Annotated in this window: 11 protein-coding genes; 7 read left to right on the forward strand and 4 right to left on the reverse strand. The window is 64.2% G+C overall.

From position 1 onward, the window contains the following. Window positions 1-64 precede the first annotated feature (64 nt). Both MAMT_RS05955 and tnpA read right to left on the reverse strand, forming a co-directional pair. Entirely contained in the window at window positions 65-1,627 is a 1,563-nt protein-coding gene (locus MAMT_RS05955) for a hypothetical protein (protein WP_142660078.1), read from the reverse strand. Next, window positions 1,627-2,025, reverse strand: coding sequence for an IS200/IS605 family transposase (tnpA, locus tag MAMT_RS05960; RefSeq protein ID WP_142660079.1), 399 nt, complete (start codon window positions 2,023-2,025; stop codon window positions 1,627-1,629). The genes MAMT_RS05955 and tnpA overlap by 1 nt, the downstream gene beginning before the upstream one ends. Window positions 2,026-2,227: 202 nt before the next feature. On the opposite strand from tnpA, the gene MAMT_RS05965 reads away from it, so the two are divergent. Next, entirely contained in the window at window positions 2,228-3,262 is a 1,035-nt protein-coding gene (locus MAMT_RS05965) for an ATP-binding protein (protein WP_142660080.1), read from the forward strand. A gap of 179 nt (window positions 3,263-3,441) precedes the next feature. Here MAMT_RS05965 and MAMT_RS11345 read toward each other — a convergent pair whose 3' ends face one another. After that, complete coding sequence (locus MAMT_RS11345) at window positions 3,442-3,615, reverse strand: hypothetical protein (RefSeq protein ID WP_178086942.1); 174 nt, start codon at window positions 3,613-3,615, stop codon at window positions 3,442-3,444. Window positions 3,616-3,726: 111 nt separating this feature from the next. Here MAMT_RS11345 and MAMT_RS05970 point away from each other — a divergent pair, with 111 nt between their 5' ends. Both MAMT_RS05970 and MAMT_RS05975 read left to right on the forward strand, forming a co-directional pair. Then, window positions 3,727-4,602 carry an IS1595 family transposase gene (locus tag MAMT_RS05970; protein ID WP_246186561.1) on the forward strand — a complete coding sequence of 292 codons (876 nt, stop codon included), beginning with the start codon at window positions 3,727-3,729 and terminating at the stop codon, window positions 4,600-4,602. Further along, entirely contained in the window at window positions 4,599-6,161 is a 1,563-nt protein-coding gene (locus MAMT_RS05975; RefSeq protein WP_178086944.1) for a zinc ribbon domain-containing protein, read from the forward strand. Before MAMT_RS05970 ends, MAMT_RS05975 begins: the two co-directional genes overlap by 4 nt. 153 nt (window positions 6,162-6,314) lie before the next feature. On the opposite strand, the gene MAMT_RS05980 is transcribed toward MAMT_RS05975, so the two are convergent. Further along, window positions 6,315-7,799, reverse strand: coding sequence for a DNA recombination protein RmuC (locus MAMT_RS05980; RefSeq protein WP_142660083.1), 1,485 nt, complete (start codon window positions 7,797-7,799; stop codon window positions 6,315-6,317). Between the two features lie 240 nt (window positions 7,800-8,039). On the opposite strand from MAMT_RS05980, the gene MAMT_RS05985 reads away from it, so the two are divergent. The 4 genes from MAMT_RS05985 to MAMT_RS06000 all read left to right on the forward strand — a co-directional run bounded on the left by MAMT_RS05985 (window position 8,040) and on the right by MAMT_RS06000 (window position 13,068). Beyond that, on the forward strand, window positions 8,040-8,930 hold the full coding sequence (locus MAMT_RS05985) for a hypothetical protein (protein WP_142660084.1): 891 nt from the start codon (window positions 8,040-8,042) through the stop codon (window positions 8,928-8,930). Window positions 8,931-9,290: 360 nt separating this feature from the next. Next, window positions 9,291-10,751: a sugar transferase gene (locus MAMT_RS05990; protein ID WP_142660085.1), complete on the forward strand. Its 1,461-nt coding sequence runs from the start codon at window positions 9,291-9,293 to the stop codon at window positions 10,749-10,751. 124 nt (window positions 10,752-10,875) lie between these two features. After that, complete coding sequence (locus tag MAMT_RS05995) at window positions 10,876-11,901, forward strand: hypothetical protein (protein WP_142660086.1); 1,026 nt, start codon at window positions 10,876-10,878, stop codon at window positions 11,899-11,901. 54 nt (window positions 11,902-11,955) lie between these two features. Continuing rightward, a complete protein-coding gene (locus MAMT_RS06000) occupies window positions 11,956-13,068 on the forward strand; it encodes a polysaccharide biosynthesis/export family protein (RefSeq protein WP_142660087.1) in 1,113 nt (370 codons plus the stop codon). Window positions 13,069-13,075 lie beyond the last annotated feature (7 nt).

Genomic DNA, 13,075 nt, shown 5'->3' on the forward strand with positions numbered 1-13,075 from the left:
CGGCTTGCGCGCCTGTCGTCCGGTCGCTCCCCCTGAACCTCCCCATGGCTAAAGCCAGGGGGTTCTAGAGAATAGAGATCCGGCTCTCCGGGGCTCTCGCTTGCGCTACAACATCCCCGGCCTCGCCGGAACGGCTGCGAGGGCAGCCGCTTCCCTTTTTCCCCTTCGACGGACGACCGGCTCTGACGTTCCTGACGTGCGGTCGGGACAAGCCCTCCCGTCTCGCTGGTTCCTGCATCCTCGACATCGCCCGTCGCAGGAGCGGTTCCGCACCCGGCCAAGCCTTTCGGACCTGGCTGATGTCGAGGAAATCCTTCTCGGAGCATTTTGCGAGGAAGGCGCTGTAGAGATCCCGCTGCACCGGCTCGGTGCGGCCGTCGCCGAAGACGTGCATCCTCTCCGAGAGCGGCTTCTTCGCATAGTGGCCCGTTGTGTGATCAAACTGGCTCAAGCGGGTCTTCCGGGGATCGATCTCGATGAGTCCGCCGCCGGCACTCTCAGCCTTGCGGCGAATCCTCTCCACCAGCATCCCCGGAGCGCGCACCTTCACGCTCCTTCCGAAATTTCTCTGAAAGCTCCTATAGCATAGCTTCTCCCCCTTGATGGTCTTTCCTTGGGCTAATATCCGATTCGCAAGATTGCCGTGCGCGGTCTTCCGGGCTGCGGCGAGCCGCCGCTCGGTTTCTGCGAGATACCGTTGCCTGCGCTTGTAGCGTTCCGACCGGATCCACCGCTTGACGCCGCGCTTCACCCGGCCCTCGGTGTCGTAATTTCTAGGATTGGTCGCCCGGCGGGACCGATCCATGGACCGCAGGATCCGCCGCGTCTCCCTCCAGGGCTGATCGACTTCCGGACAGAGCCTTTCGAGGCCGGCATCGGTGTCCGAGACGAAGGCTAGCGTGGACGGCCCCAGGTCGTAGCCGACTACCCCCTCCCCCGCGGACCGAACCTGCGGGGCGACTCCTTCCTGGACGAGCTGCGCGTACCAGCGGGCCTTCCCACGGATGGTCCGGCGGACGATGCGCACGTGCTTGGTCCTGGCCTCCAGCGCGATCCGCTGCCAGCCGCGCTTGTCCTTCGGATCGAGCCGAAGCGGCAAGGCCAACCCCGCCCAGTAAATCGCCGGAACCGGCTCTTTCCGGAACCGGATCACGGCATCGCCCTTGCCTTCGACCGAGTGGAACCGGCTGGCCGGCTTGAATCTCGGCCGGCCCCGGACGCCGAAGGCGTATTCCTTAACGGCTTGGAAAGCCCTTCGGCTCGTGGTCTGCGTATCGTGCGAACCCAGATGATCGGCAAGGAAGCAGGCATCCCGGCACGCCTGCGCAAACTTCTGCAGCGAGAAAGAGCTAAAGCCGAAGCTCTCCCGGATCTGGCGGAAAAGAGCGGTTCGTTCCCTGTTGCTGATCCGCTTCCCGCTCCGTTCGTCCTTGACCGTTTTCGGCATCTTGCAAGCCCGTTGCCAATCCTTGGATTGCCGCATCAAGGACAACCGTCGCAGAGTCTCGCCCAAGACGGCGTTGTAGAGCCGGCGGGCGGCATTGAGGCGCGTGGAGAGGGCAACCTCGTCCGCCGCGGTCGTCCGCAGCGGAAACTCGGCGATGAAGGATGGCGTCTTGGCTCGCATCAGATACGCTTCTGGTTCTCAATGTACTGCTTAACCATCGCCAGCGGAGCTCCGCCGACGGTCGCAACGAAGTAGCTGTTGGTCCACAAAGCTGGCAACCTGCGGCGCAACTCCGGGAACTCGTGGCGGAGAATGGCTGACGTCCGTCCCTTGATCAGGCGCACGAGCCGATGAATATCATACTGAGGATCGCAGCCGACAAGCAGGTGAACGTGATCGGGCATGACCTCCATCTCGATCGGATCGGCATTCTTCTCGACAAGAAGATCGAGAATCACCTGCTTCAGCCGCCGATCGATTGGCTCCACCAACACCTTCCTCCGGTACTTCGGACACCATACGACATGGTATTTGCAGGAAAATACGACGTTCCTGTTGCTGCAATACCGCACCACCACTCTTATACACTTGTTTCCCTACCTTGCAACCCTACGCCGCTCACCCCATGGCTAAAGCCAGGGGCTTGCGCGGCGATTTTCGGTCATCGAGCGTCGCTTCCGCTCCCTGCGCTCTCTCTGCCGCCTCTTCCAGGAAGTTTCCAGCGGCTTCGAGGGGGTGACGATCCGCTCCGACCGACACCAAGGAGCCCCGAAACTGGCGATGGATCCCATCCTAGGACTCTATCCGACCGATTTGCAGCTCGAAGCCCGGAAAGGAGCGGCACTCTTCCGCTTCCGTTTCTTGGGTCAATCGCTCTCCGTGGAATGTGCCTGGGAGGCGGCTGCCGAAGTGCGGGAACTCTTGGAAGCGGCAGAGCCTCCGTCCGACGAAGAGGGGGCCGGCCCCTGTGCTGCGGTTCGGGTCTCGGGAGCGTCTTGGGAGGACCTCGGGGGAATGCCGGAGGTCGAGCGGACGATGCGGGAGCTGATCGAATATCCGCTCCGCAACCCCGAGCCCTATCGGCGCATGGGCCTGGCTCCGCCGAAGGGAATCCTGCTCGTCGGTCCTCCCGGAACGGGAAAGACGACGATCGCCAAGATCTTGGCGACTCAGCTCGATGCGCTCTTCCTTTCGGTTTCGGCAAGCGACATCAACTCGATGTGGCATGGGGAGAGCGAAAAGAACGTAGCTAGGCTCTTTGAGGATGCTCGTCGCATCGCCTCCGGCGGGTGGCTGGTCGTCCTCTTCTTCGATGAGATCGACGGTCTCTGCACGAATCGGGACGAAATGGGCGTCGAGGGCGTCATGCGCCGCACCTTCGGCGAACTCTGCCGGGAAATGGACGGTCTGCGCCAAAACACGGGGATTGCGGTGCTTGCGGCAACCAACCGGTTCGGGGATCTGGATCCCGCCCTGGTTCGGCCCGGGCGCTTCGATCGCAAGATCGAGATCGGCCTCCCCCCCGAAGCGGCTCGCGCCGCCATCCTCCGGATCCATCTGCGGAAGCTCCCCGGCAGCGATAAGCTGGCGATCGAGCCGCTGGCCGCAGCCACCGAGGGCCTTTCCGGAGCCGAGCTGGCGGCCATCTGCCAGCGGGCAGCTTTCCTGGCCATGCGCCGACATGCGGCTAAGCACGGAGTGTCCTTGGTCGACCTGCGGGGATCCTTTTTGGAAGGCCTCTTCCTTGAGCGGGAGGACCTCGTCTGCGCCGTAGAGGAGATTCGTCGGGAGAAGAATCCGGGGTCGATTCGCTAAAAAACGGGAAGGGCGGGAATCGGCGACCGGAAGGCGTGACTTCCGTCCCGTCCTTCGCGGCAAGCCCGATTCCGGAAACAAGGGGGATCTTCGAAAGCCGACCCAAGACGGCGGCGCTCGCCGGATTCCGGAGGTTGATAAGCAGCCCGGTCCAACCGCGGTTTGCGGCAGTCAAGAGGCTATCCCTGCTCGCCGCCTTCCTCGGGATGAGCGACCTCCCAATGGGAGATCCGATCGAAGATCGCCACCGCGATGCGACCGCCGGCCGCCTTCACGGCTTCCCATTTGTGCCAGCGCGAATCGAGTCCCTTGTATTCGGAAACGCAATCATCAAGTTGACGGATATTATCCATAGGTGTAACACCCTCAACATGAGTCGCCGGCGATGTCTCTCCGTGAGTTTAACGAGATGTTTCCCGACGAGAATGCGGCGCGGGCGTGGTTCGAGAAGGCGCGCTGGCCGAATGGTCCCGTGTGCCCCCCAGTGTGGGCTTGTCGGGAGGGCATGGTGGATTTCCTCCAAGAAGTTCTGGTGCTGCTCGAGCTGCAACGAGCATTTCTCGGTGACGGCGGGCACGCCGATGCATCGCACCCACCTCTCTCTGCTCACATGGGCACAGGCCATCTATCGGATCGTGGCGTTCAGCAAGGGCAACTCGGACAGCAAACTGAGCGAGATGCTGGGCATCTCGTACCCGAGTGCATGGTATCTGGGGCATCGGGTGCGGGCGATGATGGCCGAAGCCAATCCCCTTCTTGCCGGTGTTGTGGAGTTGGATGAGATGTATGCGGGTGCGCCGTCCCGGAAACGGGCGAAATCATCCCGCGCTTCCGAGGAGTGCCAGACGCCGCCCGCCAACCCGAAGGGCCGGGGGACCAAGCGCTCGCTGCTCCGGATCGCCGCCGAGCGTGGCGGGAAGGTTGCCGCACGGGTCATCCCGACCCACGGCAAGGCCCCCATCGCGGAGGCCCTCGAAGGCAAGCTCGCCCCGGATGCGGTGGTCATGACAGACGGACGGCCGGCCTACAAACCCCTCGGCACCGAACGCACCCATCTGTACGTAATCCACTCCGACCGGGAGTATGCCCGCATCGACGCGGCCACCGGCCATCGGGGCCACGTCAACCGGGTCGAATCCTTCAACAGTTTCCTGCGCCGTGCGGTCCTCGGAGTCTGGCACCAGATCCGCGCGAAGCATCTCGGGCGCTACGCCGCTGAAACCGCCTTCCGATGGAACCGGAAGACCCAGTCCACAGTAGCCCGGATGGCAGAGCGGGTCCGGGACGGCGAAGGCCGTCTGCTCTGCTACGTCTTGCTGACGGCCAAGACCACCGCATGAAGAAAAAGCCCGAACACCCGCCGGTTCTGCGTACCGACCTGCTGCCCTCCAACCTGACGGCGGGCAAGCGGGCCAAGGTCCTGGATCTGCTGGCGGCCTATCGCCGAGGGGCTGTGCTGCTCGGCCGCGAGCAATGGCGGCTGTTTTTCGAGACGGGCAGGTTCGACAAGATCCACGATGTGGACAAGAAGACCTTTGCTGCCGTGATGGGAGCGGCGAACCGGGTCCAGATGTGCCGTTACCAGGTCGTCGGCCAGCTGAAGGGATGGGTGAGCAACCGGGCGAACGAGTTCCGCGATGTGGTGAACCGCAGCAGTCTGCCACCCGAAACCAAGCACAGGCTCCATGTCCTAAACCGCATGGGAGCATGGTTCGTCCGTGCGGATGTGGCGATGCGCGAGACGGGCGAGGTTATCCCTCGGGAAGTTAGGCGGCTGGCCCGGTCCATCATGCGGCATCTGATGAGTCGCCACCGACGGCCGGATCTTTCGCGGATCTCCCTGCGGCTCGACCACAGGGCGGCCTCTCTGGCCGCGCCGGTGAAGGCGACGCAAGGTGGCAGGGTGCGCTGGTGGCTGAAGCTATCCACGATGGAACCGGGCAAGAGGATCGCCATCCCGCTGCTGGACTACGAATATCACGCGCGTCGGGCGGGCCGCACAATCGACGGCATACAAATCCATTGCGACCGCGAGGGGCGGCTGAATTTCGGCGTCGTGACGGACATCGGGGAGGCTTGTGCCAGGAGTCGCGCCGAATACGACGGTCGGGGCGTCCTTGCGTTGGATTTCGGCCTATCCACCCTCTTGGCCACATCCGAAGGCCAGCTGCTCGGGCGGGACTGGCTCAAGCGGCTGCGCCGCTACGACGCCCTGCTGACGATGATTGCCGCCAGCCAGCAGCGGGCAGGGAAGAAGCCGCGCCGGAGCCGGCGGTACCGGGCCTTCGTCGAGGATCTCCGCGGATTTCTCCGTACCGAGATCGGCCGCGTCCTCAACAAGCTGGTGGCCGACGGCCGGCCGGAGGAGCTGGTTCTCGAACGGCTCGACTTCTGTCATCCGGACCTGTCCCGCCGGATGAACTCCCTTTTGCACCGCTGCGGACGGGCAGTCCTGCGGTCGAAACTAGCCGACCTGGCGGACCGGTTCGGAGTGGCGGCCGTCGAGGTCAATGCCGCCTACACGAGCCAGACCTGCTCTTCCTGCGGCTACGTGGACCGGCGGAACCGGGCCGGCCGAAGCCGGTTCCGCTGCCTATGGTGCGGGAAAGAATTGCATGCCGACCTCAATGCCGCATCGAACATCGGGGCGCGCCGTGCGCGTCCCATTGGTTCGGTGTTCGTGGGGAAGGCGGCGGTCCTTGCCGAACTCGTGCGCGAGTTCGGGGAGCGACGGATGCGGGCCTATGGCCCGCGTCGAACCGGGAGCAGGGGTGCCCCCGTCGACCCACGCGAGACGAATCCCTACTTCGGCGGGATGCCGTCGAGCGTGGTGAGGTCATCCGGACGCCGCAAGGCGTCCAGGAAATCAGTATCGGCTCCAGCCCCAGCGGCTGCATGAGCCAACTTGATAGTACCCACGCTGGTGGTTCAGATGGCGATGAATCATGGCCCCGCAGAGAACGTTTCTGCCTCCGGCGGAATCTTATGCGATCGCCGGCTCTCCGCAAGGAAAGCCGGAGCGGGAATCCGAACCCGCCCAATCGCAAAAGAGCTATCCCGTCCCGTCGTTCCCCAGGTCTTCCTCCAGCAGCTCCGGCTCCTGCAAGAGGCGGGCCGACTGGTCGATCGGCTCCGGCGTCTCGATGACCGCTCCTTCCGGGGCCGCCTGGAGGCCCGTGAAGCGCCTCGCCGTCACCAGCACCCGCGATTCGAGAGTGGCCGTTGCCTTGTTGTAGGCCTTGATCGCCTGCTCCATCCCCTTGCCGACCCCGGCCCAATGGTCGGCCAGGGTGGTGATCCGCTTGTAGAGGGTCCGGCCCAGCTCGCTGATCGCCCGGGCGTTTTCGGTGAGCGCTTCCTGTTGCCAGCCGTAGGCGACCGCTTGCAAAAGGGCGATCAAGGTCGTCGGCGTGGCCGGGATCACCCGCTTCCCGACCCCGTAGTCGAGGAGCCCCGGGTCCTGCTGGAGGGCCGCCGAGAAGAACATCTCCCCCGGCAGGAAGAGGACGACGAACTCCGGCGTCGGCGCGAACTGCTCCCAGTAAGCCTTCTTGCTCAGATTGGCGATATGCTCCCGGACCTGCCGGGCATGGTCGGCCAGCCGGGCGATCCTCGCCGGCTCGTCGGACGCCTCGACCGCTTCCAGGTAGGCGGCGATCGGCGCCTTCGCATCGATGACGATCTGCTTTCCCCCGGGCAGCCGGATGATCAGGTCCGGCCGCAGCCGGCCCTCTTCCCCCTCCACGCTCGTCTGCTCGAGGAAGTCGCAGCGCTCGACCATCCCCGCCATCTCGACGACCCGCCGGAGCTGCATCTCCCCCCACCGCCCGCGCGCCACCGGCTGCCGGAGGGCCTTGACCAGGTTGGCGGTCTCGCTGCGAAGCTGGGGCAGGTGGGTCTCCACCAGCGCCTTGAGCTGCTCGTGAAGCGCGCTGTAGGCCCCGATCCGGTTCCGCTCGATCTCTCCCAGCTTCCCGTCGACCTTCTGGAGCGATTCGCGGATCGGCTGCGTCAAGGCCTCCACCGCCGTCTTCCGGGCCTCGAGTTCGGCCTTCGCCCCTTCCTGGAACTGGGCGAAGTTTTCCCGGGCGAGCGTCAGGAAAGCCTCGTTGTTCTGCCGGAGCGCTTCCGCGGAAAGCCCGCGGAATGCCTCTCCGAGCTTGGCCCGAGCCTCCTCCAGGATTTGGAGCTTTTCCTGGGCTGCTTTTTCCGTTTGGGAAAGCCGGCTTTGCAGCTCGGCAACCCGCATCCGAGCTTCCCCGAGCTCACCCCGGCTTTCCTGAAGCTCGGCTTCCAAGCCGGGAAGGCGGCTCGCCTTCGCCTCCGCCGCCGCCCGCCGTTCGGTCTCCTCTCGCAGGGCGGCCGTGGCTTCCTCCCCGGCCCGCCGACTCTCCGCAAGCTCTGCTTCCCATCGGCCGCGGCTGCTCTCCCATTCCCCGAGCTTGGCGCGCAGCGCGGCCCCGCTCCCCCGTCCCAAAAGCCAGACGACCGCCGCCCCGACCGCCGCCCCGAGCAGCCCAATTCCCAAGCTTTCCATTCTCTTTTGCCCTTTCCGAGAAGAGGGTTCCTGCTCTGCCGCAGCCGGTCAACGGAAAACTCGCGAAGGAATTGCCCTCTGGGGAGACCGCCACTCCATCCCCTTTTGCTTCTCGCCGCTTTCTCCCCGTCGCCGGCGCCTGCACTAGGCGGGTGTCGCTGGCCCCGGTCGCTTCACTTGCTTGCGACACGGCTGCGGCGGTCCGTTGCCCTTCCCGACCTTTGCGGCTACAGTCGAGCCGTGAGCATTCCGATCCGGTCCAGCGACGAGCTCCTTGCCGCGCTCCGGGAGCATCCGGAGTGGAGGGAGGCGATCCGCCGGGAAATCCTCACCGGGGAGCTGCTCGGGCTTCCGGCCAAGCTCGAAAAGGCCGAGCTCGAACGGAGGGAGGATTCCCGGGAGATCCGGGAGTCGATGCAGGGGCTAGCCGAAACAACCCGGGCGCTGGCGCAACAGCAGGAAAAGACCGAGGACACGCTTCAGTCCTTCATGGACTCCACGGAAAGGCGGTTTATCGCGGTCGAGAACCTGCTGACCGGCATGAGTATCAAGCTGGACGAGCTGGACGGGAAGGTGACGCAGCGCGATGCCGTGGAGAAGCTGGATAACTATCTGCACAAGCAGATCGATCCGCTCGAGGTTCTGGCGCGGCTGCTGCTCAGCCGCATGTTCGCCGCCGCCCGCGGAGCTGGCGCGATCACCGAAGAAGAGCGCGATCAACTGGGCGATGCCGATGCTCTCGCGGTAGGAGAGGACAAGAAGACCGGCGAGCTTGCATGCGCCGCGGCGGAGGTCTCGACGACGGTGAACGTGGACGATGTGGAAAGAGCCGGCCTCCGCTCGGAGCTCTTTCTCAAGGCGCTGAGAGCGGCGGTGGAGGCCAAGCCCAAGCAGTGGGAGAAGCTCCTGCCTCGCCTCCCCGCTAAATCTTACGCCCTGGTGATCGGGCGGCGGATCACCGAGGAGGCGCGCCGGGAAGCGGAACGGCGGGGCGTCCTCTTCGCGAACTACCGCAACGGCCAGCCTGCATGTCTCACAAAGTTCGTACCCGAGGCGCGGCGGATGGGCCTGGATGCAAGGCGCAACGAAGCAGGCAGGTCCATTTCGCAAGCCGCAGGAGATCGCTTGTGAGATATGCAGGCTAGGACCGGCAGGCGCGGTGAGGGCCTGGGGCCGGCGGGCGCCTTCCCGCCTGAGAGGAGCCCCGGGCGGTATAATAAGAAGCTTTAGATACCTTAAGGCAATAAAGCCAACGGCTGCGGATTGGGCTTGCCCATGCCCCTTTAGTCTTGGTACAAGCCTGAGCGGAAGTAAGAGGGCGGCCGGTAACAGGGCAGGCCGTTGGAGACGTTGCGCCGGTTTGGCCGCAAGGCCAATGTCCGTGACTTATTTTTACAGGTCACAAAAGAGGAGTCTGGCGTTTCCGAGAGCGGAGCGGCCAAGGGCGGCAGCTTCTCCTCAAACATTCGGACTCGTGGGGATCCGGCGGCCATGACCTCCCCCAATCTGCCTCTGATCGCGGGAAGGGGAGCGGCCCGGGAAGTCTGGACGGGCAGCCAGGGCCATCGTCGGGACCTCCTGGCAATCGTGGTCGACAGCGCCTGCATCCTTGCCGCCGGGGTCGTGGTCTTTTGGCTGCGCAGCTCTTTTGAAGGCGAAGCGGTCACCTGGGCGCGAAGCTACCGCCACCTCGGCTTCCTCTTGCTCTATCTGGCCTTGGTCCTCCTCTTCCTTCAGCGAGAAGGGGTCTATACGCTCGCCTGGGCCAGGGGCGAGAGCCGGGAGCTCTGGGCGGTCGCCAAAGGCGTCTTGCAAGGGACGGTTCTGCTCATGGTGGTCTTCTATCTGGCGCGGATGCCGATCAGCCGCCTCATGGTCCTCTGGCTCTGCGGGATTTCCCTGGTTGCCTTGCCTGCCTGGCGGGTCTTGTTCTGGAATCTTGCCCGGCGGGATGTCGACGCGGGCAACGGTTGGCGCCACGTGCTCATCGTCGGAGCCGATGCCCGCGGACGGGAGCTTGCGGGCGCTCTTTCGGCTTCCTCCCACCTGGGCGTCTTCGTCAGAGGCTTCCTGGATGATGGCGAGCCCGGCGAAGGAGTGCTCGGCCGAATCGCCGATCTCCCCCGGGTCCTCGATCGCTACCTCGTCGACGAGGTCTTCATCGCCAGCCGCTTGGACAGAGCAGAGTGGGAGACCGTGCTGACCGAAATTCGTCAGCGGCGCAAGAATGTCTGGCTCCTACCTATGCCCCCGGTGGAAGGCATGACCACCAAGCCCGACTGGCGTGCGCTCGAGCTGGTCGGCGGCCGGCCGATCGTTCCCCTCCATTGGGAGCCGGTTCCCGTGCTCTATCTCCTCCTCAAGCGGGGCATCGACTTCGTGGGTGCGCTTACCGGTCTCCTCCTGCTCTCCCCCTTCCTGCTCGGTCTCGCGATCGCGATCAAGCTCCAGGATGGTGGACCCGTCTTCTACCGTTCGACCCGGATCGGGCGCAAAGGCCGATCCTTTTCCTGCTGGAAGTTTCGCACGATGGTTCCGGACGCCGAGGCTAGGAAGGCCGATCTGGTCGATCGCAACGAGCGCCAGGGCCCGATGTTCAAGGTGGCCGACGATCCGCGGATCACCCCCATCGGGCGCACACTTCGCAAGTACAGCCTGGATGAATTCCCGCAGCTCTGGAATGTGCTCAAAGGTGAGATGAGCCTCGTGGGTCCCCGGCCTCCGACCCCGGACGAGGTCGAGCGCTACGAGGGACTGAGCGTCGGCTATTACCGAAGGCTCGACGCGAAGCCGGGGATGACGAGCCTCTGGGCCGTCGAAGCCCGGAGCGATCCCCGCTTCGAGCGGGCGGTCGAGCTCGACCGCTACTACATCGAGCACTGGAGTCCCTGGCTCGATTTGCAGATCCTTTTCCGGACGATTCCCGCGGTCTTCGGCGGAAAGGGGAAGTAATCGCTTCCCAGGGGGGCAAACGTTTGGACAACAAAAGCGTTGACGCAAGTAAGAAATGTAGTAAAAGATCCTGAGTATTAGGGTACCAGGGGAGAAACATAGCCAGAAACAACGGGGAGGAACGATGAACTATAGGAAAGAGGATTCGGTGGGACGGCTTCGTTCGAAGAAGCTGTCTCGATTCTGGACGGCAACGTCCTTGGCAGGCACGGCGGCGATCCTGATGGCGACCGCCCCGCTTTCGCCCGCGCTCTGGGCGGCATCGGTGGCGGCTGCCTCCGTGGGCAACGTTACTGGTGCGGGAATTTTGGCCCAAAACGGGATCCATCTTCCGCTCAGAAGTGGCAACATGCCGGTGGCGAACGGCGCTCGGATCGAGACCCAAGACGGCTCCGCCCGGGTCGATCTCTTGAGCGGCGGCTCGCTCGTGCTTGGGCCCTACGGGTCGATGGTCCTCCAGAAAACCGGGACGGGTGTCGTAGCCAAGGTGGAGTCGGGAATCGTTCACTTCCGTCTGCCCGCCGGCTCGCGCCTCGCCTTCGAGAGTGAGAAGTTCCATGCCACTTCGACCGGAAAGGAGCTTCGCGAAGGAGAGATCCTTCTGGGCGCTTATGGCAACACGGCGATCTACATGACCAAGGGGACCCTGCCGGTCAAGGATCTGGCCAGCCACAAGGTGACGCTTGCCACCGCCGGGAATCCGGTCGATGTGGGGACCGGGGCCGTCGCGAAGATCAAGCGTACCCAAGCGCCGGCGGGCCTCGAAGAAGGGGATACAACCCTTCCCTCCGGAGCAAAGCCGATCTACGGCATGAACGGCCAGTCGCTCGGATATGTGCCGCAGGAAGGCGGCTTCGCTTATCAGAAAGGGGTCGTGCCGCCGATTAACAAGACGTTCACCACGTCCGACATCCCGGCCGATGCGAATCAGCCGGAGGGAGCGACCGCAGGTTTCGCCAAAAACGGAAGCTACAAGGGCTATCTGTATAAGAATGTCTGGTACCCGTACAGCCGTGATAAGGGTGGTGCGGGATTGCCCTGGTGGGTCTGGGTCGCAACCCTGGCAGCCGTGGGTGCCGGCGTTGGCGCTGCAGCGGCCTTTACGACCACGCCCTCGACAGCTGTTCCGGTGACGTCGACGAGCCCATAAGGGCGCGAACGGGTGTGGAGGTTAGATCCACACGGTTTACTCCTGCCTTACCGCATGAAGAGCCGCTTGCGCAAGTTGACCGTGCGAGCGGCTCTCTCGCGTGGAATGCTCGCCCTCGTGGCCGCGCTCGCCCTCGGAGCTTGCTCCAGCACCAAGGGGCCGGTGCCTCCCCTGGTCACTACCTATCCGGGAGGCAGCCTCGACTCCCCGAACAGCCGGATCAATCATGTCGTCTTGGGACAGGCGACCCAGGAGCCCGACCGTAACGAGGCTCCCTTGGGGGGAGGAGACCTTCTTGAGATCCAGGTTGCCGACGTCCCGGAGCTGAAGAATCTTAAAACGCGGGTGACGCCTGCCGGGACCATCTTGTTGCCGCTCCTCGGCCAGCTCCGGGTGGAGGGGATGACGGCCGAGGAGCTTCACGAAAAGCTGCGAACGTTGCTCGCTGAAAAGTATGTGAGGAATCCCCAGGTTTCCGTCTCGGTGGCCGAGATGCGGAGCCACAAGGTCGCCGTGATGGGCCAAGTTAACAAACCCGGCCTCTACGACATGAGCACTCGCATGCGCGTTGCCGACGCCATCGGGATGGCCGGGGGCCTCAAGGATGAGGCTTCGCCCAGAGTCTACTTGTTGCGGCGCCTGCCGGAGCGGTCTTCCGCCGCGGGCAAAAAGGGAGTCGCCTCTACCGCTTCGGAAGAGGGAACGAAAACGAGTCCCGCGAGCGGGCTCGCTCCGGGCATCGTGGAAATCGACTTGCGGGAGCTGTTGGATGGGAAGGCGGATCGCGGAAATCTCCTCCTGCGTCCTGGCGATATCGTGGAAGTGCCGCGCGCGGGAATGGTCTACGTGGGCGGCGACGTCAAAAATCCAAAGGCGGTCGACATCCTGGGAGGAAAAATGACGGCGCAGCAGGCGATCATCGCCGCCGGCGGGCCGAGTCAGGTCGCGGAGATGGGCAAGGTTAGGGTCTATCGGCTGCTGCCCAACGGACAGCGGCAGGAGATCAAGCTCGACCTCAGTAAAAAGAACAGTGCGCGAATCGACTTTCCGCTTCAGAAGGACGATGTGGTGATGGTGGGGTCGAATCCCGGGCTGGTGGCCTGGAGCGTCGTGAAGGACCTCCTCTATCCGGGAATCATGGCCGCCTGGCTCCTCGGGGGCGCGTAGTCTCCTA

Source organism: Methylacidimicrobium tartarophylax (assembly GCF_902143375.2).
GTDB lineage: Bacteria > Verrucomicrobiota > Verrucomicrobiia > Methylacidiphilales > Methylacidiphilaceae > Methylacidimicrobium > Methylacidimicrobium tartarophylax.